The following is a 26423-nucleotide window of genomic DNA, read 5'->3' as shown; positions in this document are numbered from 1 at the left end:
TATTCAATGCCTTTTTTGTCTTTAATGAAGCCTTATATTTTGCATTGTTCTGTACTGAACTAGACTATCTATTTTTTTATACATTATGTCTTTGGGCTAGGCTTTGTTGTGATTCTATATTTGATGATAATTATTTAAACAATTTAGAATGGATTAATACTTTCTATATAAACATGTATCTATTTATTTGTTACCTTTGGTGCCATATATAAAACGTTAGTTTAAATATGAAACAAGAGTCTGGAGTCTCAAATAGTTATTCTGTACCTAATTTAGAACGTGCATTGGAAGTTGTAGAGTTATTGTCTGTACAGCATAATGGAATGACGCTAAGTGAAATACAGGAGTTTCTGGGTATTCCTAAAAGTTCGTTATTTCGTATTTTGAATACACTTGTTGAGAGAGATTATTTGCTGAAGTCAAGTGTAGATGGGCGTTTTCTTCTGTCTAATAAATTTCTAAGAATAGGTCTCACTACAGTGAATGAATCAAGTGTTGTCGAGAGTTCTTTACCTTATATGAGATCTTTGAGAGATAACTTTAATGAGACGATACTTTTAGGAACTTTGATTGATAAAAAAGGCGTTGTTTTGGAGCAGGTTGTCGGAAATCATGGGTTTACTTTTATGTTGACTGTAGGCAAACAATTTGATTTACATACTTCCGCTCCAGGAAAAGCGATGATTGCTTTTTTGCCAGAAGAGGAGAGGGCAGAGATATTAAAAACAATACGTTTTAAAAAGTTTAATGAACGTACGATATTAAATAAAACAGCATTCGCAAAAGAGTTGAAGCAAGTGAAAGAGCAAGGGTATGCTTTTGATCGAGCTGAAGAGTTAGAGGGTGTGCACTGCGTAGGGGCACCAGTGTTTAATCAATATGGGTATCCGATAGCTTCTATATGGGTTACTGCTCCCTCTGCGCGAATGCGTTTAGATTGTTTTGAATCTGTTGGAGAGGAGATCAAACAGTATGCTTTGAATATCTCAAAGCATTATGGGCATGGGATTTAGATGGATTCTAATTAAATCAATAAATCGATGAAATATATTACACACACACTATTTTTATTTTTATTACTTTCTACAATTAAAGGACAGAGTCAAAACATCTCTGATCAAAACAATACTTTTTCTGTTGTTGACTTTACATTGTCTTCTGACAATAAAGTGGTGTATATGGCTCAAAAAGACACAAAATCTGTTGTGTGCTATCAGACGGCAACACAAGAGAAGGTGCATACATGGAATTTTAATGATACTCCTACCGGGATAACTATCTATAAGAATAAGTTATATGTAACGACTTCTTATTCTAAAGGAATGCTCTATCGTATCGATTTACTAACAGATATGGTTGAAGACTCTATCAGAGTAGGTATGGGGGCATGTGATCCTACGATAAATAAAAATGGTACGGAGGTTATTGTTTGTAATCGTTACACCAATAAAATTGCTAAAATCTCTCTTCCTAATTTTAAGCATATTGCCTCATGCGAAGTGGAACGAGAACCGAACCATGTGGTTTATTCTAAAGATGAAAAATACTTGTTTGTTACAAACTTCTTGCCATGTCAACGTGCTGATATCGATACGGTAGCAGCTGATTTGTCGGTGATTGATGCAGGAAAAATGAAGGTGGTAAAACAAATTAAATTGACCAATGGTAGCAATGCGTTACGTGATATGGTTTTAACTCCTGATGGGAAGTACCTTTTAGTAACTCATAATCTGGGGCGTTTTCAGGTCCCTACTTCTCAATTGCAACAAGGTTGGATGAATACTAGTGCTATGTCTGTGATTGATATACAAACATTAGATCTTCTAGGAACAGTGCTTCTTGATGAATCTGATCATGGTGCAGCTGGAACTTGGGGGGTGGATTGTGATGATCATCAAATTATAGTGACCCATTCAGGAACTCATGATATGAGTGTAATTGATTATGTTGGATTTATAGAGAAGTTTGAGAAATTAGAAGATAAAGAGAGTTTGTCATATGATCTTCGTTTTCTTAATGGTATTAGAGAGCGTATCTCTTTGGATGGAAATGGTCCAAGAAATGTTGTGTTGAATGATGGTAAAGTGTGGGTTATGACCTACTTCTCAGATAGATTGAATTGTTATAACATAGCGGATAAGCATCTGCAGAGTTATGCAATGAATCCTGATTTTAAAACATCAATAGTTCGACATGGTGAGCAGTTATTTAACGATGCTTCTTACTGTTTAGAGAGCTGGCAATCATGTAATGGATGTCACCCCAGTGATGCTCGTACTGATGGAATGAATTGGGATCTATTGAATGACGGTATTGGAAATCCTAAGAATTGTAAAAGCATGCTTTATTCTCATCGAACTGCTCCTGCAATGATTACTGGAATACGACCTGATGCGGAGACTGCTGTTCGTGCAGGGTTTCAACATATCCAGTTCGCAAAGGTGAGTGATTCGGAAGCGAAAGCTGTGGATGCTTATTTGAAGTCGTTGATACCACTGCCTAGTCCTTATTTGGTGAATGGGGAGCTGAGTAAGAGAGCTCAAAAAGGAGAGAAGCTATTTGTAAAATTTAATTGTAACTATTGTCATAGTGGTAGTTTGTTTACTGATGGTAAAATGCATCGTATCGGGGAGGTTGAATTTGAAAAAGGATGGGATACTCCAACGCTTGTGGAAGTTTGGCGTACTGGTCCTTATCTTTTTGATGGACGAGCTAAAACAATTGAGGAAATATTTTCTGTTCATCATCATGGGTTGAAAGGGAAGAAGGTAAAGAAAAAAGATATTGAGTATTTGTCAGAATATGTAAAATCACTATAACTAACTATGAACTTAAAAAAATTAACTAAACAGTTGCTTATCGTCGTTTCGGTGGTGCTTGTTATGACCTCTTGTAGTAATAAGAATAGAGAGATCATGATTGCAGGTTCGGGATGGAATAAGATTGTTCGTTATGATCTTGATGATCAGCGAATTGTGTGGAGTCACCAATTGGAGCGTGGACAAGAGTGTAATGAGGTCTCTTTAACCCCCAATGGAGATGTGTTGTACTCTTATCGAAGGGGAGCAAAAATCGTTGGGAAGGATCACCGAACTTTATGGAACTATGATGCTCCTGACGGTACTGAACTACAGTCTGCATCGATAACTATCGATGGTAATATTTTGTTAGGTCAATGTGGTTCTCCTGCTGAAATTTTTGAGTATGATAGAGCAGGTCATCTATTGAAAAAAATAACTTTTGATACGGGAGTAAAAAATCCTCACGGACAGTTACGTCGTGTAAGAAAAACAGAGAGAGGTACCTATTTGGTTCCAATTTTTGGAAGAGGAGAAGTTTGGGAGTTAAATGACTCTGGTGATGTCCTTAAAAAGGTGAAGGTTGGAGGAGTCCCATTCTCTGCCATAGAGATGGCTGAAGATCACTGGATGGTTTCGTGTGGAGATGGACACTACTTATTAGAGATTAATCCATTGACAAACGAAGTGATTCGTAAAATAGAACGTGATGATATCCATAATATACCACTACGCTTTGTGGCAGAATCAGTTCGTCTGAGCAGTGGCAATACCCTAATATGTAATTGGGGTGGTCATGAAAGAGGCAAGAAGCGTGTGTCAAGTTTAATGGAGATAACCCCAGAAAAAGAGGTTGTTTGGAGTATTGAACTATCAGACTCTTTGGGGATGGTCTCATCGGTATTTCCGGTGTGGGACGAAGATTGTATGAGATAGAAATAATTTGGACCTGTAAATAAATCACCATGAATTTAAAAACACTTGCTGTTGCGATCTCTTGTATGTGGAGTGCGCAGCATGTCACGGCAAATAACAACTCTGACTGGGGGCATGACGTTGTTTCGAAACGTTCTGCTTATCAGAAACAGCTAGAAAAACATCCAAATCTATTTACCTCTTCTGTCATTCGTAAAGGAATGTCAGAGAATGTATCTGTGGATGTTCGAGGTTTGAATAAACTTGTACTATCTACATGGAACACAAAAGATGGAAATAGGGATGATGATTTCTTGTGGATTGATCCTATCTTGATTACCACTAAAGGAGATACCGTTCGTGTTACTGAGGAGATGTTTGAAGACTCTTTTGGCTGGAGTACTTCATGGACGAAGTGGAGAAAATCAAAAGCTTTTGTTTTCAAAAAGCAACCAGTTGTCCATGGATTATTTTCTAATGGTAACACTATTGTAAGGGTCCCTTTGAATCGAAAATATAAGCGATTTGAGGCAAAGGTGGCTCTGTCTGATATCGTGAACAAAAAATCTTCTGTTCAATTTACTGTTGGTTCATGTGATGCAATGAATGCAATTGAGGAGCTGCAAAAGAATTATCCAATCTATATGGAAGCAGTTCAAAAGAATAAGATAGGTGTATCATATTGGTTTGGACATAATGATATTGATATTCTTACACCTTCTGTTACCTCTTTGGTGAAGACACTAAATGATCCTACTTATTTTAATTTAAAGGTAGAAGAGGCTAGTGAATTGGGAGATGTTGAAAAAATCAATAAATTATTATTCCTTATTCCTGATGTCGTTGCAGCTAATAGAGCTCAAAGTAATTTGGTGTGGATAAAACCTTCATCAATTAAGATGGCAATCGAGGATATGTATGCTGACAATACTCAAGAACTTGCAAAAGCAAAAGAGAAGTTGTCTTTTATTCAAAATAATCTAGATAAGGCTAAGAAAGGGATCTATCAAAATGATGCAAATTCACTAGCTTTAGCTTCGAAGATTGTTGAGATGCAGAAGTCAATTTTATTGAATAATGATCTTTTGAAAGATGAGAAATTGTTAACGGTTCAGTATCATTATAATCCTGTAACAGCTCGTAGAATGAGTGCTCGTGATATGGGTATGCCAGTGAATAACTGGTCTGTTCACACTTCTAAAAGAAAAAGGGGCTATGACTGTGAATTAGTTGAACTTTCTGATTTTACTGGTAAATTAGAATCAAAAGAGATCTATAAGCCTAAGGAGGATTTCCCTATTACTGATATTCAGCTTCATTGGAATGCAGATCGTTTAATGTTTACCTCTGTGAGTGAAAAGAGCGAAAAACTTGAACATGAGCGTTGGGATCTTTTTGAATTGGAAACAAAAGGGAATAAAGTTAAACGTATTACTGATATTGATGAGGCAGATGTCGACTTCTTTGATGGGACCTATCTTCCAAGTGGAAAGGTAATTATGAGTTCGACTTTAGGATATAATGGTGTTCCTTGTGTGAATGGTAGTGATAAGGTGGGTAATTTGACTCTATTTGATCCCAAAACAAAAGCACTACGTCGATTGAATTTTGGACAAGATAATGACTGGGATCCTGTGATTATGAATAATGGTAAGGTTCAGTATCTTCGTTGGGAGTATACGGATAATACACATTACTTCTCACGTATCATGATGCATATGAATCCGGATGGAACGAACAAAAAAGAGCTTTATGGTAGTGGGTCATTTTGGCCAAACTCAATGTTTGATGCACAGCCTCTTCCTGGAGTAAATACCAATAAATTTGTTGCTATTGTTTCTGGTCACCATGGAGTTGCTCGTTCTGGTCGCTTGGTTATCTTCGATCCAACCAAAGGACGTCAAGAAGAAAAAGGGGTAGTTCAAGAGATTCCTTATAAAGATAGAAAAGTAGTTCCTGAAATTATGGATCGTCTTGTTGATGGGGTATATCCTCAGTTTGTGAAGCCATATCCTTTGAATGAGAAGTACTTTATAGTATCAGCTAAGATGGATAAGGATGCCCTTTGGGGACTTTATTTGGTTGATATTTATGATAACATGACTCCCATTGCTCTTAAAGAAGGTGTCGGGTTCTGTGATGTCGTCCCTTTTAAAAAGAGAGAGACGCCTCCTGTAATTCCTGAAAAGGTGAAGTTAGATAAGAAAGATGCTACTGTTTATATCCAAGATATCTATGAAGGTCAAGGATTAAAAGGTGTGCCAAGAGGTTCTGTAAAAGAGCTTCGTATCTTTGCTTACGAATATGCTTTCGTGAAATCTCCATCGAACCATGCTGCTCAAGGTATTCAGAGTGGTTGGGATATGAAACGTTTGTTAGGAACTGTTCCTGTTGAAAAGGATGGTTCAGTGATGTTTACTGTGCCAGCCAATATCCCTATTTCAATGCAACCTCTAGATGAGGATGGGGCTGCAATTCAATGGATGAGAAGTTGGATGACTGCAATGCCAGGAGAGGTGGTTTCTTGTGTGGGTTGTCACGAAGATCAAAATACAATTGCTCGACCTAAATTTACTATCGCTTCTCGTAAAAAGCCTGTTGCTATTACAGCACCTGAAGGAGGTATTCGTTCTTTTACATTTAAGTTGGAGATGCAACCTCTTTTGGATAGAAAGTGTATTGGTTGTCACGACGGAAGTAATGATCTACCAAATTTTAAGGATCATTCGATTGATAAAAAGATTGGTTATGGTAAAAGTTATTTAGCGATACACCCATATGTTAGACGTCAAGGCCCTGAAGCTGATATCCATGTGATGAAACCTATGGAGTATCACGCAAATACTAGTGATCTTGTTCAGATGTTGAAGAAAGGTCATCATGGGGTTGCTTTAGAAGAGAAAGAGTGGCATACACTATATAATTGGATCGATTTCAATGCTCCTTATCATGGGACTTTCCAAAGTAATGATATTAATGGGGTAGACCAAGTATGTCGTCGTCAAGAGTTGATGAAGAAATATAATAATGTTTCTGTCGACTGGAAGAAAGAGATTGAGGATTATACAAAGTATCTTGATGAGCAAGGTCCCGTTAAGACAGTAACTCCTAAGAAAGTAGAAAAGAGACCATTGAAAGAGCCTAGAGTTCGTAAGTGGCCTTTTGGAAAGAGTCGTGCTGTTGACATGGTTGCTGATTACAAACGAAAGACACTCGTGGTGGATTCAGGGATGGAGATTACTTTAGTGTATGTTCCTAAAGGAACTTATGTGGCTATTGATGAAGATCTTAATTCACATCAAGAGGTGGCGCGTAAAGTGAAGATCAAAAAAGGTTTTTGGATGAGTGAGTCTGAAATCTCGAATGAGGAGTATCGTGCGATTTTCCCAAAACATGATAGTCGATTTATTGCACAACAGTGGAAAGATCATACGACCGCTGGTTATCCTGCGAATAAACCATTACAACCCGTGATTCGTGTAAGTTGGGATGAGGCAAATGCTTATTGTGAAGCATTGTCTAAAAAGAATGGAGTGAAGGTCGTTCTTCCAACTGAAGAGCAGTGGGAGTGGGCTGCACGTTGTGGTACTGACCATGGTTTCTGGTTCGGCTCTATCAATGCTGATTTCTCAAAATATGAGAATTTTGCTGATGATATGCTTGCAGATATGGCTGTTGTTGGAGTGAATCCACAACCTATGCATAAGAACCATTGGTTACGTAAGTATTTTGATTTCATTCCACGAGTTCATGGAATCAATGATAAACAGATGCTTACTGCTCCAGTGAAATCATATCAGCCTAATGCTTGGGGCTTATATGATATGCTTGGTAACGTTGCAGAGTGGACTCGTTCATCTTATGTCGATAAGATCGAGTTGACTGGGCAACCTCGTGAATATAAGGTGGTGAAAGGTGGATCTTGGAGAGATCGTCCTGAACTATCTACTCCTGAAGTTAGAAACTACTACTATCCATGGCAAAAGGTAACTAAAGTAGGTTTCCGAATTATTGTGGAGGATTAGTCCTAGTTTATATATATTTGAATCACTTAAGGAGCTCTAGCATATGCTAGGTCTCCTTTTGCATTTTAATAGGGTTGATTGTTTCTTTGTCTATACGGCATGATGGGAAGTAATCTTATGCAAAGAGTATTCATGTTTTATAATTTGAGCTATCTCTTGATTTTAATTCGATGTTTTGATATGAAGGTTTTCTCGTTATATTTAGAACATCTGTCTGTTATTATCTGTTTCTATATTATCGCTGCTATTTTTGCAACAATAGTTGAATTAATCCAATGAAATAGAATTGATTCTATTGTTTCTCTATATCTTTGTGTTTAAATAGTAAAAAAGGGACCTATGATAAAAAGCCTAAAGTTACAATGCATTATGATTCTGTGTATGATGTTTTTTTCTTGTTGTGGTATTACAAAGGACTACGGTGAAAGTGCATTTATCTCCTTTGAGGAGCCGAGTATTGCTGATGAATCGGTGTATAATCAGCCTGAGTTGGAGAAAACAATGCATGCTAAATATGTGGATATTACTTACCATTTAACGGGTGGTAAGTTGATGAAAAAGAGTTCTCCTGTTGGGGATTTCTATTTTCTACATATTCCAGGGATGGGTAAACTTGGAAAAGAGGGAGCCCCTGCTCTACCTATGCGAAACAACCTTATAGAGATACCATTAGATGCGAAGCCCCATATTGAAATTTTGGAACTTGAGTCTGTGTCATTTGATAATCTTTTGATCTACCCTGCTCAACCTTTGCCTTCGGATGTTTATGGTGCAGAACCTCCTGCTTTTACTTTTAATAAGCAATATTACGAATCGTCATTGCCATTCCCAACACCATTAGTGGAAGTTTACTCTGATCAGAGGGCAAGAGATAAACGTTATTTGCGCGTGATTACTTGTGTTGCACAACAAATTGGTGCAAAAAAGAGATTGAAAGTTTATTCAAAGATAAAATATCGTATTCACTATTACTAAACAATATAATAATCGTCGAAATTACCAACATCATGAATGCTACTGCCCGCTTAAATCATTATGGAATTACTGCTACTCCTGAGAGAGAGAAGATTTTAGACCTGCTTATTGTAGAAGGAACATGTTCCTTAAATAGATTGTCAGAACTCTCTGTAGATGTAGATAGAACAACTATATTTAGAATGGTTCGTCTTTTTCAATTATACGGTATCTTGGAGGAACGGATAGAAATGAATGACACAAAGGTTTTTCGCATCTTGCCTTGGGATCCATTGACTATTGATAAGAATCCTATTAATTTCCACTGCAAAGAGTGTAAGTCTGTTTTAAAGCTCCCTTGGTCTAAGTCTATTTTAAGAGCTATTCCTGCAAGTTTTTGTGTCGAGAGTGCAAATCTGGAGCTTTATGGTATATGCCCAGAATGTCAAAGCTAAGACCTGACGCATATTTTGATCCTCAAATAGGAATATTTGATACGTTAGAAACATTCAAATAATCATCATGTGTTTGATGATTTGAATTATTCTCATTCTATAATTCAATAGGTGTTTGGTAAAGATTTATTTCTCTGGTGTGAGTTTCTTGAAAATATTGAAAACGAATAAACCCCATATGTATTCATATACAAATGGGGTTATGAATCCAAACTCATTTCAATAAAGGTTCTTATAATTATTTATTAGAGTGGATAAATTTCAATATCTCATTCACTAATTCTTTTGAGATAGGTTTGTTTGGATCATTATAAGATGCTCTGTTCTTTTTAAGGTCCGGTCCAACGTCTTTAAGGACATGATTCATGTTATTCAGAATGACTAATTTTGACCTCTTTTTTGATGCTTTGTATAACAATTCTGAATCACCGATTGGAATTTGTACGTCTTGTTTTCCTGCCACGATAAGAATAGGACATTTGACATTATGAATCTCTTCTATCGGATCTACTGCAAACCAAGAGATAAGAAAAGGTTGAACAGAAGGTCTGAATAGTGAACGTAGAGTAATCGGTACATCTTGAGTTTGTTTTCCTTCTCGAAGTATTTTAAGAATAGGAATCGCTTGGTTTGTGAACTCTTTCTGTGGGATTGCATTTATCTGTTCTTCGATAATTTGATCCCCTGTCTTTCCTGCACCACAGAGTGTAACCAAACCATCTACCTTCTCCTTTTGTACTGCAACGGATGCTATCAAAGCACCTTGACTATGACCAATAACGAATATTTCTTTAAATTTTTTCTTCTTTAGAAATTGAATAGCAGCCTCAGCATCTTTGGTAAACTGACCAAATCTTAAATTTTGTTCTTCGCTGATAAGATAGTTGTTCCTTTGTATTGCTCTTTTATCATAACGGAGGGACGCGATATTGTGTAGGGCTAAGAATTGTGCAATTTGTAATAAGTTATTTGTTTGACTATAGGTCGAGTTTCCATTTCTATCAGTGGGTCCGGAACCTGAAATGATTAGAACTGCTGTATTTGACGATTGATCTAATGGTGTCATCAATGACCCATTAAGTTTTATATTTTTTGAAGGAAAGGTAACATCCACTTCCTTGTAGTTTTTGATTACTTGTGCGTGTAAACTTACCGATATAAATAGAATAATAAGAAAAGAGTAAAGATTGTTCATAATAGCATCGTGTTTATAATTATGAACAAGTCTCAGAATCAAAATGTTTGATTTGCTAAGATCAAACATTAGTTAACTTTTACCTCTTTAAAGTACCGTGATAAGATCTCTTTAGCCTTCGATAACTGCTCTGGTGTATTTTCAGAAACATCTTTTAGCTGATATTCCCATCCCATACCTTCCCACTTGTGAATACCTAACTGGTGGTATGGTTGAATCTCAATTTTTTCAATGGTGTTATAATCTTTGAAGTACTGTCCTAGTTCATGAAGATATTCTGGTTGATCTGTCCATCCTGGTACTAACACATAGCGAATCCACATCGGTTTACCCGAAGATTCTCTATGTGCTGCAAATCTTAGAGGATATGTTACATCATGTCCACCGGTAATTTTTTTGTGCCATTCGTTGTTAATATGTTTTATGTCTAGCATTACAAGATCGGCATAATTATCTATCAACTCTTTGGTGTAAGCGTTCAATACTCTACCATTGGTGTCGATATTGGTGTTTATTCCCTCCTCCTTAAGCTTCTTAAAAAGAGGAATTAATGCTTTACTATGAATCAGAGGTTCTCCCCCAGAAATGGTTACACCACCTTTTTTCCCGAAATAGCTTTTCATGTTGACTGCCCTTCTTACCAAGTCATCTATTTCATAGGATGTCCCTTCTGACATAGGGATGGTGTCAGGATTGTGACAGTAGAGACATTTGAATTTACATCCTTGGGTAAAGATAATCATCCTGATTCCAGGACCATCGTGAGTCCCAAAGCTCTCAATAGAGTGTACAGATAGCTGATCCATATTCATTATATCCATTTTATATTTCGCAGTGCGAACACTTTTAAATCACAAAAGAGTGACTCCTCATGAAAGATTTATCATGAGAAGCACTCTTATTTTATTCAATAAAGCAATTCTTATATATTACATTCTATCGTGAAAAGAACGTGAGATAACCTCTTGTTGTTGCTCTCTAGAAAGACGTGTAAAGTTTACAGCGTATCCCGAGACACGAATAGTAAGCTGTGGATACTCTTCCGGGTTCTCCATGGCATCTAGAAGGGTTTCTCTATTTAGTACATTTACATTCAGATGGTGTGCTTTTCTTCCGAAATAACCATCTAATGTACCAACAAGATTAATAACTCGGTCCTCTCTATCTGCTCCCAATGATTTAGGCACGATACTAAAAGTATTAGAGATACCATCTTGAGAATCCTTGTAGTCAATTTTTGCTACAGAGTTAAGGGATGCAATTGCACCGTGAGTATCTCTTCCATGCATTGGATTTGCTCCTGGAGCAAAAGGAACCCCTGCTTTACGACCGTCAGGAGTTGCCCCCGTTTTCTTACCATATACTACATTCGAAGTAATAGTGAGAACTGAAAGAGTAGGGTCTGCGTCTTTGTATACCTTTAATGCTTTCAATTCATTATTAAAGTGGTTTACGACTTTACGAGCGATATCGTCTACTCGGTCATCGTCATTTCCATATTTTGGGAATTCTCCTTCAATCTTAAAGTCTACTGTCAATCCATCCTCATTACGAATAGGAGTCACTTTTGTGTGTTTGATTGCAGAAAGTGAGTCGGCAACAATCGAAAGACCTGCAATACCATATGCGATATTGATTTTAGGGTTGGTATCAACTAATGACATCTGTCCTTTTTCGTAGTAATACTTATCGTGCATATAGTGGATGATATTCATCGACTCATTGTAGACACGAGCGACAGTGTGCATCGCTACTTTAAAGTTCTTTACTACTTCGTCGTAGTCTAGTACCTCTCCTTTAAGAGGATTGATACCCTCTACCATCATGGTATTTGTATTTTCACAACGTCCACCATTGATAGCCAAAAGAAGAGTTTTAGCCAAGTTGGTACGTGCTCCGAAGAATTGGATCTGTTTTCCAATTTCTTGGAATGATACACAACATGCGATACCATAATCATCAGAACAACGGTTTACTCGCATTAAGTCATCATTCTCATATTGTATTGACGAGGTGTCGATAGATACCTTTGAACAGAATCTCTTGAAACCTTCTGGGAGATCTTGAGACCAAAGAATAGTAATGTTTGGTTCTGGAGAAGCTCCTAAGTTGTAAAGCGTTTGAAGAAATCGAAAAGATGTTTTTGTTACTTTTGTTCTACCATCAGTCAACATACCACCGATAGATTCTGTTACCCAAGTTGGATCTCCTGCAAAGATTTGCTCATAAGCATCCATACGAAGGTGGCGCACCATACGAAGTTTCATCACAAATTGGTCAATCATCTCTTGAGCTTCTACCTCTGTAATGACACCTGCTTCAAGATCTCTTTGGATGAAAATGTCAAGAAAAGAAGAAACGTTTCCTAAAGACATTGCTGCTCCATCTTGCTCTTTTACAGCAGCCAAGTAAGCCATATAGGTCCATTGAACTGCCTCACGTGCATCTTGTGCAGGGCGTTGAAGCTCTAGTCCATAATGGTTTCCCATTTCGATCATCTCTTTCAAAGCCTTAATCTGCTCAGCTACTTCTTCACGAAGACGGATACGATTGTCATCCATAGGACCAACAAGACTATCCATATCTTCCATTTTACCTTGGATAAGTCGATCTACTCCATATAGAGCCAAACGACGATAATCTCCAATAACACGACCGCGTGCATAGTTGTCAGGAAGGCCTGTCAGAAACCCCAGTGATCTAAATTTACGAATCTCTTTTGTGTAGACATCAAATACACCATCATTATGGGTCTTTGCATATTTAGTGAAGATCTCTTCAACCTTAGGATCCACTTTTAGTCCATGTTCTGAAACTGCTTTTGCAACCACATTGTATCCACCGTATGGTTTCATTGCACGCTTCAATAGCATATCTGTTTGTAGACCTACGATCACCTCATCCTCTTTTTGGATATATCCAGCTGCGAATGAACTGATCGTAGAGACTACCGTTGTATCGATTGCACGTACACCATTATTTTGACGCTCTTCCTTTAAAGCTTGGCGACATACATCCCACAAACGGTTGGTACGATCTGTAGCTCCCTCAAGGAAACTATCGTCCCCCTCATATGGGGTTATGTTTTGGATAACAAAATCTCTAACATCGATGGCTTTGTTCCATCTACTGTTCTTAAAATCCTTATTAGACATATTAAATCGTTGTAATTATTATGTTGAATGTATTAGTTCGTTCGATTTGACGTTACAAAGCTATTTATTTATACTTAATATGAATTAAAATTCGGTTCTAAATAAGGATAGCTTTATCCTAATTTAACGATTAAGTAAAATTAAGAGTAGAATAATTAAGTATTCAACTTTGAGATCCTAAGATTCAATTTTTCCATTGTTCCTTTTTGAAAATCTATCTTTGGAAAGAAACCGTCTAATATAGGAATCTAAATAGGATGTTGTTATTCTTCCTAAATATTTGAAGTATAGTGTTCTCTATGGCTCTTTAAACCTTTAGTGAACGATGAACATCGATGTAAAAATGTACATCGAATTTATGTCAATCCTAATGTTTTAATAAAGGTGTTTGTAGGCGAAATTGTAACTCTGGATTAACGTATATAGATAGGTTCATAATTAATGATTATGTCTATAGGGGGTTGTTTTGATCGTTCCTTTTCTATATAAGCGGTATTTTGATATGAATGTATGTCGAAAAAAATATAAAAGGCAGAGACTTTCTGACGAAAGTCAACTGCCTTTTATTGCATAGACCATGTTTAATACGATCGTGTGTGAATATGAAGAAGGTCTATTTTTATAATTGTAACCCTGTTATTAATGACCATATTCCAGCACACAGTGAAATAGAGATACAAAGTACTTGGAAAAATCGAATGGAGACTTTGGTTGAAAGTTTCTGTCCAAGAATGGTTCCTAGTATCAATATTGGGAATGAGATAAAGAATAGTTTCCAAACTTCGCCTGTGATCATTCCACTCAAAAAGTAACCTATGAATGCCACGCTTGATGTAAGAACACTAAAACGTGCAAAATGAAGACGAAACTGCTGGTTCGTAAACTTCATAGAGGTCAGGAAAAGTACTAAAGGAGGACCACTAACAGAGAGGGCTCCTCCCAAAAAACCTGCTGTTGTTCCTGCGATAATCTGTGCTCTTATCGGATGTTTTATTTTGAAACGAAACCCAGATAGGAACAGAATGGATAACAATACAAATATTACTCCAACAATAACTTTAAGTGTATCAACATCTAACGTTTGTAGTAGTAATACTCCAGGTACAATGCCCACTACTCCTGCAATAAGCAACCAATGATTTGGTTTCTCCGTATTCTTCTTTTTAACCTTTGTCGTCAAAACAATCTGAGCACTGGTTAATACATTACAAAGCGTAAGCATTGGGACCAATATCAAAGGAGAATAGAAATTCAATAGGATAGGGAAAGCCATCAATGAAAATCCGAAACTTGTCATTCCTTTTAACAAGCTAGCCCCAGCAATGACTAAACAGAGCAATACAAGAGTGTGGTCCATAGTCTATTTATTAATGATTATTGAACAAAATTGAGTGTAATATATAAGGATACTCCGATTAACACGACCCATAATCCAACCCCCATCCAAATAGGTTTGGTTCCTTCATGTTGTATTAATCCTTTGTTTATTCCTAATCCAGTTAAGAAGATCGCATAAAGCATCATTTTTTTTCCTCCCCAGTATAGGTGATCAAAAGTTCCCTGCCATTGTGGGCATAGCTCTACCAATAGTATCGCACCAATAAAGAATAGAATGAAATAAGGCCATCCTGTTTTACGCTTCTTGCCATCTTCGGTGGTACTTGGGTTTTTGTGCATAAATACAATACCCAAAGTCAAGGGCACAATCCATAGTGCTCTAGCACATTTCAACATGGTTCCCATCTGTAGAGCTTGGTCCCCGTAGGTGCTGCAGGCTCCTACTACTGAGGTAGTGTCGTGGATTGCCAAGGCACTAAAATAACCAAATTGTGTCTGACTCATATTCAACAGGTGACCTATCGGAGGGAAGATCAATAGTGCGATAGAGTTCAATAGAAAGATTACTCCCAATGCAATAGAGATATTTTGTGTCTTGGCATTGGTTGCAGAGGCCGCCGCTGCAATAGCACTTCCACCACAGATAGAGGTGCCACAGGAGATTAAGAACCCCAATTGCTTGTCTATTCCCAATAGTTTTCCAAGAACCTTACCAAGTACTAATGCGGTGGTGATGGTGATCGCTGTAAATATAAATCCTTCTTGTGAGACCTGAATCATGGGAGCTAAATGCATCCCAAAACCCATTAATACTACGGAATATTTTAATAGACTGGAGGCAGTGATCGTTCGAGGAACATGTTTGTTTAGTGCAGGAATATTGCCTACAATTATTCCTAAAAGTAGTGCAAAGGCTGCTTCGAAATGAGGAATGAGAAAAAGTATTGGTAGTGCAACTACCAACTTCTTATATAAGCCATCATACGATTTCTCTCTATTTAATATGGATACATTCATAGCTCCTATATTTGTTTTGTTGATTAAGAACACTACAAATGTATGTGGTTAGGAGGTTCAAGTCAAATACCTAATAATTATTGGTTATAACTAGAAGTTATAGTTAAGAGTGAAATCAATAAAATGTTCTATTAATCTTCTCGACTCCCCTTTCCTTGTTGAGATACGAAATGTACGGTTGAATTTTATCTCTTCACATGGAAGTACTTTTAATTCCTTCCATTTTAGTTCATTTTTTATTGCCTGATTTGAAACAATACCAATACCCTCAAATTCCCTAAGATAGTACTTCATCGCCTCAGTACTACCAAGATGCATTCGGATATTCAGATCTTCCATTTGTGTATCATGTTTCTTAAAAATCTGCTCTATAACTTCAAGTGTTCCTGATCCAATCTCCCTAACGATAAGAGGATAGTATTTTATTTTCTCCAAAGTAATCTCTTCCATTCCCAATTTGGTTTTCATCCCAGTAATGATAACTAATTCATCGTCCATCCAATATTTATAGTTCAGGTCTGATCTAGTAGAGTGATTTTCGACAAAGGCAATGTCTATAAGGTTATTATTCAACATCTCTAGAATATGAAAAGAATTACTGCTAACCAAACTGATTTTTACGTTGGGAAAACGTTGATGAAACTTGGCAATGATTTGAGGTATTACATATTGTGCAATTGTTGAGCTTCCTCCAATGCGTAATACCCCTTTTGTTTGATCGTTACGTTGTTGCAGCTCATAGGTGAGAGTATCTTCTATTTCGTTCATTTCGAGGTAGTGCTTTTGCACCAAAAAACCCTCATCGGTTAGTGCGATACGATTCCCTTTACGTTGGAATAAGGTAGTCTCCAACGACTCTTCTAGAAGTTTAATGTGTTTTGTGACAGCAGGCTGGCTAATGTGAAGCTCCTCTGCTGCTTTTGTGAAATTTAGGTTGCGAGCAACCGATAGAAAGACCAAACTTCTAAAATCCATAAGTGCACATTTTTTTTATCCGATATTATTTTTTCCCGAAGAGGCCTTTAATGCTTCCCCACAATCCTTTTTTCTTACGTTTTTTCTTCTTTTGAGGTTTTACACTACCCTCGGGTCTTTGTTCTAACTTCTCAACACTATCTTTTTTCATTTTGAATAGATCCAAGCCAAATTTAAGCCACGACTCTCTCTTCTTTCCATCTTCAGAGAACATGGACATTTTCTCATTTTCTCTCATAAAGTCTCTTGAAGGAGGAGTAAAGTCTCTTTGATAGTGACGTCTTGTCGAACTATTTGTTGTAAGTTTTTTGAAAAATGTCCCAACAATTGGAAGAGCGAGATAGGCCCCTTGTCCATATCTAATCGTACGGAAGTGAATTTTCGGATTGTTCGCACCTACCCATGCTCCTGTAACTAAGTTCGGACAGTAACCCATAAACCATCCATCTGCACCATTTTGTGTAGTCCCTGTTTTACCAGCTAAGGCAATTCTGAGCCCGTATCTAGAGCGTAACGATCTTCCTGTTCCACTATCTACTACTGCTTCTAGAAAATGATTCATGATATTTGCGGTTTCAGAACTTAATACCCTACGTGGTATTTCGGAGTCTACTGTACGGATTGTATTGCCTTCAGAATCATCAATCTTAGAGATTAATATCGGGTCACTGTGCATCCCTCCATTAGCAAACGTAGTATAAGCAGAAGTTAACTCCAACAGAGAACAGTCGGCAGTTCCAAGAGCCAATGATGGTACTTTAGGAAGCGGCTCTTTAATCCCCATATTTTGAGCTAGGTTCACAACATTTTCTGGCCCTGTTTCCATCATAATCTTAACCGCAACAGTGTTTACGGAATGTGCTAGTGCTCCCTCCATAGAGTAGTACCCATCGTAATGATTTTCAGCATTCTTTGGAGTCCAGTTTTTATACTTTTCGTAGGTCTCTTGTGCATTACTGATATATTTTCCGGGATCGATACCTTGTTCTAATGCCGCAGCATAAACAAATGGTTTAAACGTAGAACCTACTTGTCTTTTCGCTTTCACGTGATCGTAGGGATAATATTTATAGTTCGGTCCACCGACCCATGCTTTTATTTGTGATGTTTGAGGATCTATAGCAATGAATGATGGGTGAAGGAGCTGAATTGAGTATTTAATTGAGTCTAATGGAGATATTTTCACCTCTTTGATTCCATCATAAGTAAATCTCTGAACTGGAATAGGAGTACGAAAAATCTTTTGGATCTCTTTATTGCTTACTTTATTCTTTTTCAAACTACGATATCTAACAGAACGACGAAGTGCTTTGCCTAAAATAGTTGTGTCACGTCCCCAAGGATTACGTCCTTTCCAATGTCTTTCGAAAGTCTTCTGTACCCTACTCATATGATCAAGAACTGACTCTTCAGCCATTTTTTGCATCTTACTGTTAATGGTGGTATATATTTTTAACCCATCAGTATAGATATTAAAAGGTCTTCCATCTGCACGAATCTCAGAGGCAAGATATTTGATTGTTTGTACCCTAATTTCATGTTTGTAATATCCAGATAGCTCAGTGATAATTGGACCATTATCTAGGTTTAGAAGTATTTTCTCTTCCGAAATCGTTTCATACTTTTTTTGAGAGAGATAGTTATTCTTTACCATTTGATGTAACACCACATTTTTACGTATATAAGCATGGTCCGGATGAAGTCTCGGGTTATAGTATGTATTTGCTTTTAGCATACCAATAAGAACGGCAGCCTCATTTAGAGAGAGCTCTTTTGCATGTTTCGTAAAGAAATGTTGTGCTGCTGTCTCTATGCCATAAGTATTGTCTCCAAAAGGAACCGTGTTGAGGTATAGTGTTAGAATTTCATGTTTATTATATGTTTTCTCTAAACGATAAGCAGTGATTGCCTCTTTGATTTTATTTATAGGCATCGAAAGAATCCAATGATTCTCTCTTCCATAAACATTCTTGGCAATCTGTTGACTTAGTGTACTTCCTCCTCCTGCATGCTGTTGAAGAATAATCGTTTTTACAAATACACGAAGAAGCGCTTTTTCATCGATACCATCATGCTCATAGAATCGAGAATCCTCTGTTGCGACCAATGCATCGATTGCGTGTTTCGATATTTCGTCAAATTCAACATTACTTCGATTTTGTAGATAGATACGCCCTATAAGCTGGTTGTCTGCGCTGTATATCTCTGAGGCAATAGGATTGCTGATCTCTTTCAGTTCCTCATAGCTTGGTACTGGACCAAAAATACCCATGTATATACTAAAGATAAAAAGAATAATAGAGAGAGTTCCTACCCCAATTAATATAGCAATAGTGTAAATCCACTGGCGTGGAGAAACGGAACAAATTCTCTCTTTAAGGTTTAAAGGCATAGTGAATATTTTCTATAGTATGGTTGAAATGAAATTATATAAAGAGGTATTACGAAGGTAAAAAAAACTAAGCAAATAGAAAGGGCCTTTTACTATAAAAATAGAACATAATGGATATGCCTCTTGTTCTAATCTAAAAAATACAGCATGAAGCAACATACTATAGCTATTAGCGGTGCTCGAGGTTTTGTTGGATCGAAGTTGTCTGAATTTCTTCAGGAACGTCATACAATTGTTATTTTAGAGAGAGAGACCATTCTAAATGATCCAGAGCAACTAGATCAGATTTTATCCGATGTCTCTGTTGTCATTCATCTATCTGGAGCATCTATAGCACAGCGTTGGACAAATAGATATAAGAGAGTATTAGAAAATAGCAGATGGATTACAACACAGAATTTAAGAGCTGCTATTAATAGAGTTGCAAAGAGTCAAAATCGTGAAATAACTTTTATATCCACTTCAGCTATTGGCATCTATCCTGCTAATGGTCCTTCAGGTGAACATGGTGAATTTTTAGGAGGTGATTTTCTTAACCAATTATGTCGAAAATGGGAACATCTTGCTTTATATCCTCCGAACCCAAATGTGCGTACCATTATTTTTCGACTTTCTTTAGTTCTCGACCCTAAGCAAGGAGCTTTTAAAGGAATCTCTTCATTAGCACGAATGGGGATAGGTATAAATTTGATTGATGGAGAGCTTCCCTATCCAGCAATTGCAGTAGAAGATCTCGTTCGTTGTTATGAATGGGCTATAACGAAAAAGAATATTCGGGGTTGTTACAATATAGCTATGCCTGAAAATACAACCCAACAGATGATGGCTAAAGCATTAAAACGTCGTCATCGTTTGAAGTTCAATATCACGGTTCCTAAATCCATCCTTAGACTTGTTTTAGGTGAATCTATTGCACTTATTAATGATATGCCTGACATTATCACAGAGAAATGGGAGAGTACTGGCTTCATTTTCCTCTATCCAACTATTGGAACTTATATTGATCATCATTAAAGTGATATTTTTCATGCATTTTTTTCATGGTTATTTGATCATAAAAGTGCATTTTTGCTTTCCTATCCAATATTTTTTTTACGATTGAAAGAATGATGAACTACTTTTTAACAAAACTACCGAAAGCAGAATTACATCTGCATATTGAGGGTACGCTAGAACCTGAGTTGATGTTTTTGTTGGCCCAACGCAATCACATTACTTTAAAGTACGATAGTGTTGAAGCATTGCGAGAAGCCTACAATTTTCAGAACCTTCAGGACTTTTTAGATCTTTACTATGAAGGAGCGGCAGTGCTGATTCATGAGAAAGATTTTTATGACCTTACTATGGCATATCTAAAACGAGTTCATCAAGATGGTACTATTCATGTCGAGATTTTCTTTGATCCTCAAACTCATACCCATAGAGGAGTATCCATGGAAACAATCGTTCGTGGAATACATCGTGCATTAGAAGATGGAAAGAGATGGCTTGGGGTTACTTATGTGTTGATTCCGAGTTTCTTGCGTCATCTTTCTGAAGAAGATGCATTGAAAACATGGGAAGAGCTAAAACCATTCTTACCATTTTTTGGAGCTATAGGGCTTGATAGTTCAGAGAAAGGGAATCCACCTTCTAAATTTAAGAATGTTTTTCAAGAGGTTCGTAATGCTGGATTACGTGTGGTGGCACATGCAGGAGAGGAAGGACCTGCTGAATATATTTGGGATGCTATGAACACGCTAAAGATTGATCGTATCGATCATGGCAACCGTTCCCTTGAAGACCTTGAGTTGATGGCTGCAATTCACAAAGCAGATTTAGCAATGACTCTTTGTCCTCTCTCTAATTTAAGTCTTAAAGTGGTGGCCGACTTAGTGGACCATCCTCTTCAAGAGTTAATGGATCGAGGAGTACGTGTAACCATTAATTCTGATGACCCGGCTTATTTTGGAGGGTATTTGGCTCAGAATTACATTTCCTTACAGCAATCATTACAACTAACCAAAGAGCAAATGATTCAATTGGCACGTAACAGTTTTGATGCCTCTTTCATCACAGAAACACATCGTATCGAACTACATAAGCAGCTTGATAATTTTTTAGAGGCTTACGATAAATAGATCATTTAAGATACTACATCCAAAAGCCCAGATAACAATGATTATTTTCATTTTATCTGGGCTTTTTATTTGTAACTACTCAGGTTCATTTATAGTTTAGCCTCCATTCGCTAAAGAATGGAGGTTCAGAAAATATATAATGTGTAAATTATTTTATTGCCAACTGACCTTAAGATGGTTTTGAGATAACCAATGAGCAATCATTCTCACTACACTCTTTCCTTGTTTTTTAAGTGTATCAACAATAGAGCGTAACATGGCATACCTTTGGGCTCCTTCTTCTGTTCGATAACCTGCAGATACTTTTTGTTTTATTTTAATATTACGTATTGACCTTTCGGATGCATTGTTGTCAAAAGGAACTTCGTAATACTCTAAGAAAGTAAACACACTATCAATCCTTTTAATTAATCGACTCCGTAATGTCTTGATCTCATCTAGCTGATCGTCATACTCGTCATTTTTCAACAGTAATAAAAGCTGTTCTTTAAATATTGATTTTTCTTTTAAAGGATATTGGTTCTTGGCTGATTCTCTCTTTAATTTCATGGCTTTATAGAATATATTCAAAATATCCTCTGCCCAACTGTTATTCGTTTGTTGTTTAATGTAGATTAATTCTCGTTGTAAATGTGCTAAACATAGTTGATAATGTTTGGCTGGAGTTTTTAATTGCGAAGCATAGCAGTCACTGACTAAGGTCGCATTAATAAATCCTTTTTTAAAATTTTCTACAACAACTTTATACCCTCTAGACTTATTGGCTGTAATGAATGTTACCTCATGATTTTGCCATACCCACATCCATCCTTTGCCTCCATTGATCTTGCAACCTGTTTAGTCTGAGTCAACTACACTGGATTTGGATATCGATTCACGAAGTGATTCATATAAAGGAGTCATCACCTCTTGGGCTTTATTTAAAATATTAGTAATAGTCCCATCTCCAATTTTAAATGATGTTATCTCTTCCACTAGTGAACCAATACGGTTTAAAGGGATATAATGTTCAACATACAAGCTTACAATTAGTGAACGTAAATGAGAACCGTATTGGACAGGTGCTTTTATATTTGAGGGCATAGAACCTTTGTGTAGTTGACCACAACTGCATCTATTTTCATAAAGACGATGCTCAGTACAGATTTGTTCAAGAACAGGTGGTATGTCAAAAACCTGACGTTTGCATAACAAGCTAGCGTCTTCTTGATTTAATGTATTACCACACTGACATGTCGATGGAGGATAATATGACTCTATGCTTGTTGGGAAATCACTCTGTTGTAATGTCGATCCTTTATGTTTGGGTTGACCTCCGGGTTTCCTAGTGGATTTATTTCGAAGTGATTGATTTTTCTTTACTGTATGTAAATCTCTTGAAGGTGGAAAACTACTATTACTACTGTTTTTATGATTACGCGATAGTTTATCTTCTAGATCCTTTACTTTTTCATGAAGCATAGTATTCTCTTGTGACAAAGCTTGAACTCATGACATCACTCTGTCTAGCTCTTCCTTTAAGGACTCAACCTGCTTCTTTAAAGCTCTATTTTCTTGTTCTAAACAATCAATTGTTCTCATGACTACAAAGATTCATCGATCTTGACAAATTAGAAAATATTATAACAGAAAGTAATCAACAATACGGCCTATTATTATTAACAATCATCACTAAAACAACGTGTTTGGAACTTTTGTGTGATTATTATACTCAAAAAGAACCTGAGTAGTTACGATTGTATCGCTTGTGTAGTTAAATTAAATTCACCTATTTAGGTGAATGATCGTACAGTCAAAATCACAACTTACTGCATTTGGAGGCTTGTGTTTAGTTAATAAGCATTTGCAATCTTTTGGTGTCAAGGAATTTATAAATAAATCCTTTGGGAATAGAGGCAAAGGGGCAAATTACAGCTATTCAGATATTATCTTAACTCAAGCTTATACTGTTTTCTGTGGAGGAAGTAGTATTGAGAATGTAAATTATATCCGAGAGGAGTGTTTAAATTACCTTCCTGGTATTTCAGTCCCATCTGCTGATACTATATTGCGATCAAATAAAGAATTATCTGTACCCTGCAGCTTTATTGAGACAAAAAGCAACAATGAAAATAAGATCAATGTGAATACCAAGATGAATGATATTTTGATTGATTCTGCAATAAAATTTAAGCAAATTATTCCTGAAGACACTTCATTAATTTACGACTTTGATCATCAATTTATTCCCACCGAGAAATATGATGCAACCTATAGTTACAAGAAGAGAAAAGGCTATTTTCCTGGAGTTGCAACTATATCAAATATTCCTGTATATGTGGAAGGCCGAAATGGCAACTGTAATGTTAAAACGAATCAATTATCAACACATAAATCAGTATTAGAAGCATTGTCAGAAAAGGGAATCAAGCCTAAATATGCAAGAATGGATTGTGGATCCTACATCAAAGAGGTAACAGACTATTTTCAAGAAGAACGTATATTATTCAGCATAAGAGCATCTAGTTCAGAGACATTGTTGTTATCTGCAGGCAATTGTGATCATTGGGAAAAGTGCAGAATTAACAATCAAGATTTAGAGGTTTCAAGTTTTAAATATATTTTCGGAAAGCATGAACATCGTATTGTGGTCTACAGAACAATTACTAATAAAGGACAATTATCTGCTTTTACCAAAGATGCAAAAAAATATATGTTTCTTATCACGAACGATAAAGTAATCTCCAATGAAGAGGCCATCCGATTCTATAATAATAGAGGGAATAGTGAAAGAGTGTTTGATATTCAAAATAATGATTTCAATTGGAAGAAGATGCCACATAGTTCATTAGAAGAGAATACTGTTTTCCTTATAATAAGAGCTATTATCCATACAGGGCTTGTTCATGAAATTTAAGCGGCGAAGAAATCGTGTATTTTATCAGTATTGCGCACAAGCTCTTCTCTTAAAATATTCAAGTTATTGTAGCTATTTATTTTCATTAATCCACTACAAATAAACAACATAACAGAGGATATTGATTTTTGTAATCCATGATCTAATGACTTTAATTTGTCTTCTCCAAAATTAACATCACGAATACGGTTCATTATTTCTATTTTCCAATGACCTCTAATAGCACCAGCAATTTCACCTATTTCCCCATTATAATTGGTGATATAATATCGTGTTTCTGTACTCCTTCTACCTCTCTTTACATTGTGACTCTCTCTTGTCACTTTAATCATATTACATATACCACTATTACTCCATCTAGGCTCTAACATCTCTGTATTGATTGGGAATATTTCGTACCTTCTAATGTCTATTCTTCCATGCGATTTGTCTGTTTCTGTCATCACATCACCTACTTTTATATGATTGGATGTATGCACTAAGTCATCCTTTAATTTCTTCTGATTTGACTTTATTTGAGTCAAATAGAATCGACTATTTTGGTGAATATTAGACAACAGATTTTCTGAATTGTGCATTGCATCTAGTGTTACCTTTGCCTTCTCTGGCAACTCAAGAATATGATCATAAACAATGTTCTTTTCACTCTCTTTTGTCCCATCATAAAAACCTAATAACTGTTGTACATTTGTGTTATGACCAATAGAGTAAACAATACTTAACCCTCTCTTTTTATTGCTTTTAGAATCGATACTACCTCGAAGTTCTTTACCATCAATAGATATCCATTCTGTAGAAGAGTATACTTCATCACAAATTGTCAAAAAGGACTCATAATCAAACTCAGACAGAATTCTTGTCAACTGAACTCGACTTATACAATGATCAACATCTTTATGTAAACAGATACATAACTTCTCATAATAACGAACCATATTACGATGAATCTTATTTATGCTAAGATGATCGGAACTTGTTAGAATTGAGATAATAAAAAGCGTAATCACAAATGCCAATTCATGCTTTCGTCCTACATGACTCCGATTATCGACTAATTTAACTTGTAATTTCTCATAGAATCTTCTAATTTCGGCACTTGAAAGGTCGTTATTCATAATTTATATCTGTTTTTAGCAATCCAAATATAATATGAATAGTCGACCTTTTATCATTTCAGCAATTCATGAACAAGCCCTGATTATCCATATTATGTACCGATGGCTCGTTGCGCTATTTAGTAGCGTTGTAGAAGGTCTTGACAAAGAGTCTAGAATTAAGAAATTCACCTTTAGGGTCATCAATATCGTTGCTAAATTCACAACGAGTGGAAGGCAACAAATTATGCATTTATCTACATCCAATTTGAGACTTATCCATCTTACTCATCAAACGTAAACTTTATATTTTACGGAAATTGCAACAGGCCACCGATCAATAGCCTGAATATATAGATGGGTAGGGGAAAGTCTGTTTTTTTTATAATAATTGATAAACAAATAGTCCTTAAGGTAATAGGAGTACGTACAAAATCAGCAAATATCACGTATCTATTTAAAATTAAACTTCAAAGTGAAGAAGTTGCGGAATTAAGGAGTAATAGTAGTTTTCCACCTTCAAGAGATTTACATACAGTAAAGAAGAATCACTCACTTCGAGAGAAATCCAATAGGAAACCCGGAGGTCAACCCAACCATAGAGGATCGACATTACAACAGAGTGATTTCCCAACAAGCTAGAGTCATATTATCTTACATCGACGTGTCAGTGTGGTAATACATTAAATCATGATGATGCTAAACTATTATGCAAACGTTAGGTTTTTTGACATTCCATCTGCTATTGAACCACTTTGTATTGAGCACCGCCTTTATGAAAACCGTTGTAGTTGTGGACTAATACATAAAGGGTTCTATCCCTTCAAATATCAAAATAAAACAAAAAGTATCTGCAGGTTATCGAACAGAAGAAGGAGCCCAGAGGTATGCCATGTTACGCTCTATTGTTGATACACTTAAAAAACAAGGAAAGAGTGTAGTGAGAATGATTGCTCATTGGTTATCTCAAAACCATCTTAAGATCAGTTGGCAAAAAAATAATTTACACATTATATGTTTTTTGAACCTCCATTCTTTAGCGAATAGAGGCTAGACTATAAATGAACCTGAGTAGTTACAAATTTCCTTTTCGT

The 26423-nt window shown here is 36.4% G+C and carries 21 protein-coding genes; 11 read left to right on the top strand and 10 right to left on the bottom strand.

Features of this window, described 5'->3' with window-relative positions; genetic code table 11:
- Positions 1-227 precede the first annotated feature (227 nt).
- From K4L44_09195 to K4L44_09170, 6 genes are all read left to right on the top strand, one after another.
- Complete coding sequence (locus tag K4L44_09195; protein ID QZE12765.1) at positions 228-1013, top strand: IclR family transcriptional regulator; 786 nt, start codon at positions 228-230, stop codon at positions 1011-1013.
- A gap of 27 nt (positions 1014-1040) precedes the next feature.
- Positions 1041-2819 (top strand): hypothetical protein, encoded by a 1779-nt coding sequence (locus K4L44_09190; protein ID QZE12764.1) that lies wholly within the window; start codon positions 1041-1043, stop codon positions 2817-2819.
- A 6-nt stretch (positions 2820-2825) separates the two neighbouring features.
- Complete coding sequence (locus K4L44_09185) at positions 2826-3734, top strand: hypothetical protein (protein ID QZE12763.1); 909 nt, start codon at positions 2826-2828, stop codon at positions 3732-3734.
- A gap of 29 nt (positions 3735-3763) precedes the next feature.
- Positions 3764-7738: an SUMF1/EgtB/PvdO family nonheme iron enzyme gene (locus K4L44_09180; GenBank protein QZE12762.1), complete on the top strand. Its 3975-nt coding sequence runs from the start codon at positions 3764-3766 to the stop codon at positions 7736-7738.
- Between the two features lie 381 nt (positions 7739-8119).
- Complete coding sequence (locus K4L44_09175; GenBank protein ID QZE12761.1) at positions 8120-8713, top strand: hypothetical protein; 594 nt, start codon at positions 8120-8122, stop codon at positions 8711-8713.
- A 32-nt stretch (positions 8714-8745) separates the two neighbouring features.
- Positions 8746-9147 (top strand): hypothetical protein, encoded by a 402-nt coding sequence (locus K4L44_09170; protein ID QZE12760.1) that lies wholly within the window; start codon positions 8746-8748, stop codon positions 9145-9147.
- A gap of 238 nt (positions 9148-9385) precedes the next feature.
- Here the strand turns inward: K4L44_09170 and K4L44_09165 are convergent, their stop codons facing one another.
- The 7 genes from K4L44_09165 to K4L44_09135 all read right to left on the bottom strand — a co-directional run bounded on the left by K4L44_09165 (position 9386) and on the right by K4L44_09135 (position 19219).
- Positions 9386-10342, bottom strand: coding sequence for an alpha/beta hydrolase (locus K4L44_09165; GenBank protein QZE12759.1), 957 nt, complete (start codon positions 10340-10342; stop codon positions 9386-9388).
- Positions 10343-10410: 68 nt separating this feature from the next.
- Positions 10411-11148, bottom strand: coding sequence for a pyruvate formate lyase-activating protein (gene pflA, locus K4L44_09160; protein ID QZE12758.1), 738 nt, complete (start codon positions 11146-11148; stop codon positions 10411-10413).
- Positions 11149-11271: 123 nt separating this feature from the next.
- On the bottom strand, positions 11272-13497 hold the full coding sequence (pflB, locus tag K4L44_09155) for a formate C-acetyltransferase (protein ID QZE12757.1): 2226 nt from the start codon (positions 13495-13497) through the stop codon (positions 11272-11274).
- 619 nt (positions 13498-14116) lie between these two features.
- Positions 14117-14854, bottom strand: coding sequence for a sulfite exporter TauE/SafE family protein (locus K4L44_09150; protein QZE12756.1), 738 nt, complete (start codon positions 14852-14854; stop codon positions 14117-14119).
- 17 nt (positions 14855-14871) lie between these two features.
- Positions 14872-15852 (bottom strand): putative sulfate exporter family transporter, encoded by a 981-nt coding sequence (locus K4L44_09145; GenBank protein ID QZE12755.1) that lies wholly within the window; start codon positions 15850-15852, stop codon positions 14872-14874.
- 90 nt (positions 15853-15942) lie between these two features.
- Complete coding sequence (locus K4L44_09140) at positions 15943-16827, bottom strand: LysR family transcriptional regulator (GenBank protein ID QZE12754.1); 885 nt, start codon at positions 16825-16827, stop codon at positions 15943-15945.
- A gap of 25 nt (positions 16828-16852) precedes the next feature.
- Positions 16853-19219, bottom strand: coding sequence for a PBP1A family penicillin-binding protein (locus K4L44_09135; GenBank protein QZE12753.1), 2367 nt, complete (start codon positions 19217-19219; stop codon positions 16853-16855).
- A gap of 147 nt (positions 19220-19366) precedes the next feature.
- Here K4L44_09135 and K4L44_09130 point away from each other — a divergent pair, with 147 nt between their 5' ends.
- Positions 19367-20233, top strand: a complete 867-nt coding sequence (locus K4L44_09130; GenBank protein ID QZE12752.1) for an NAD-dependent epimerase/dehydratase family protein — start codon at positions 19367-19369, stop codon at positions 20231-20233.
- A 92-nt stretch (positions 20234-20325) separates the two neighbouring features.
- Positions 20326-21339 (top strand): adenosine deaminase, encoded by a 1014-nt coding sequence (locus K4L44_09125; protein ID QZE12751.1) that lies wholly within the window; start codon positions 20326-20328, stop codon positions 21337-21339.
- A gap of 153 nt (positions 21340-21492) precedes the next feature.
- Here K4L44_09125 and K4L44_09120 read toward each other — a convergent pair whose 3' ends face one another.
- Together K4L44_09120 and K4L44_09115 are read right to left on the bottom strand one after the other, a co-directional pair.
- The gene (locus tag K4L44_09120; protein ID QZE12750.1) at positions 21493-22143 is read right to left on the bottom strand and encodes a transposase; all 651 of its coding nucleotides are present in this window, start codon (positions 22141-22143) and stop codon (positions 21493-21495) included.
- A gap of 33 nt (positions 22144-22176) precedes the next feature.
- Positions 22177-22800: a transposase gene (locus K4L44_09115; protein QZE12749.1), complete on the bottom strand. Its 624-nt coding sequence runs from the start codon at positions 22798-22800 to the stop codon at positions 22177-22179.
- A 319-nt stretch (positions 22801-23119) separates the two neighbouring features.
- On the opposite strand from K4L44_09115, the gene K4L44_09110 reads away from it, so the two are divergent.
- Entirely contained in the window at positions 23120-24235 is a 1116-nt protein-coding gene (locus K4L44_09110; GenBank protein ID QZE12748.1) for an IS1380 family transposase, read from the top strand.
- Here the strand turns inward: K4L44_09110 and K4L44_09105 are convergent.
- Positions 24232-25350, bottom strand: coding sequence for an ISAs1 family transposase (locus K4L44_09105; GenBank protein QZE12747.1), 1119 nt, complete (start codon positions 25348-25350; stop codon positions 24232-24234). The genes K4L44_09110 and K4L44_09105 overlap by 4 nt on opposite strands.
- Before the next feature lie 34 nt (positions 25351-25384).
- On the opposite strand from K4L44_09105, the gene K4L44_09100 reads away from it, so the two are divergent.
- Together K4L44_09100 and K4L44_09095 are read left to right on the top strand one after the other, a co-directional pair.
- Entirely contained in the window at positions 25385-25630 is a 246-nt protein-coding gene (locus K4L44_09100) for a hypothetical protein (GenBank protein ID QZE12746.1), read from the top strand.
- A gap of 56 nt (positions 25631-25686) precedes the next feature.
- On the top strand, positions 25687-25971 hold the full coding sequence (locus tag K4L44_09095) for a hypothetical protein (protein QZE12745.1): 285 nt from the start codon (positions 25687-25689) through the stop codon (positions 25969-25971).
- Positions 25972-26423: the final 452 nt, after the last annotated feature.

It is taken from the genome of Prolixibacteraceae bacterium, from assembly GCA_019720755.1.
Taxonomy (GTDB): Bacteria; Bacteroidota; Bacteroidia; order Bacteroidales; family Prolixibacteraceae; genus Halosquirtibacter; species Halosquirtibacter laminarini.
The sequence above is the reverse complement of the archived record's forward strand: the minus strand, read 5'-3'. Positions and strand labels throughout refer to the sequence as shown.

Coding starts and splice junctions, on each gene's coding strand:
- K4L44_09195 (QZE12765.1), top strand. CDS start 228: ATGAAACAAGAGTCTGGAGTCTCAAATAGTTATTCTGTACCTAATTTA.
- K4L44_09190 (QZE12764.1), top strand. CDS start 1,041: ATGAAATATATTACACACACACTATTTTTATTTTTATTACTTTCTACA.
- K4L44_09185 (QZE12763.1), top strand. CDS start 2,826: ATGAACTTAAAAAAATTAACTAAACAGTTGCTTATCGTCGTTTCGGTG.
- K4L44_09180 (QZE12762.1), top strand. CDS start 3,764: ATGAATTTAAAAACACTTGCTGTTGCGATCTCTTGTATGTGGAGTGCG.
- K4L44_09175 (QZE12761.1), top strand. CDS start 8,120: ATGATGTTTTTTTCTTGTTGTGGTATTACAAAGGACTACGGTGAAAGT.
- K4L44_09170 (QZE12760.1), top strand. CDS start 8,746: ATGAATGCTACTGCCCGCTTAAATCATTATGGAATTACTGCTACTCCT.
- K4L44_09165 (QZE12759.1), bottom strand. CDS start 10,342: ATGAACAATCTTTACTCTTTTCTTATTATTCTATTTATATCGGTAAGT.
- pflA (QZE12758.1), bottom strand. CDS start 11,148: ATGGATCAGCTATCTGTACACTCTATTGAGAGCTTTGGGACTCACGAT.
- pflB (QZE12757.1), bottom strand. CDS start 13,497: ATGTCTAATAAGGATTTTAAGAACAGTAGATGGAACAAAGCCATCGAT.
- K4L44_09150 (QZE12756.1), bottom strand. CDS start 14,854: ATGGACCACACTCTTGTATTGCTCTGTTTAGTCATTGCTGGGGCTAGC.
- K4L44_09145 (QZE12755.1), bottom strand. CDS start 15,852: ATGAATGTATCCATATTAAATAGAGAGAAATCGTATGATGGCTTATAT.
- K4L44_09140 (QZE12754.1), bottom strand. CDS start 16,827: ATGGATTTTAGAAGTTTGGTCTTTCTATCGGTTGCTCGCAACCTAAAT.
- K4L44_09135 (QZE12753.1), bottom strand. CDS start 19,219: ATGCCTTTAAACCTTAAAGAGAGAATTTGTTCCGTTTCTCCACGCCAG.
- K4L44_09130 (QZE12752.1), top strand. CDS start 19,367: ATGAAGCAACATACTATAGCTATTAGCGGTGCTCGAGGTTTTGTTGGA.
- K4L44_09125 (QZE12751.1), top strand. CDS start 20,326: ATGATGAACTACTTTTTAACAAAACTACCGAAAGCAGAATTACATCTG.
- K4L44_09120 (QZE12750.1), bottom strand. CDS start 22,143: ATGTGGGTATGGCAAAATCATGAGGTAACATTCATTACAGCCAATAAG.
- K4L44_09115 (QZE12749.1), bottom strand. CDS start 22,800: ATGCTTCATGAAAAAGTAAAGGATCTAGAAGATAAACTATCGCGTAAT.
- K4L44_09110 (QZE12748.1), top strand. CDS start 23,120: ATGATCGTACAGTCAAAATCACAACTTACTGCATTTGGAGGCTTGTGT.
- K4L44_09105 (QZE12747.1), bottom strand. CDS start 25,350: ATGAATAACGACCTTTCAAGTGCCGAAATTAGAAGATTCTATGAGAAA.
- K4L44_09100 (QZE12746.1), top strand. CDS start 25,385: ATGAATAGTCGACCTTTTATCATTTCAGCAATTCATGAACAAGCCCTG.
- K4L44_09095 (QZE12745.1), top strand. CDS start 25,687: ATGGGTAGGGGAAAGTCTGTTTTTTTTATAATAATTGATAAACAAATA.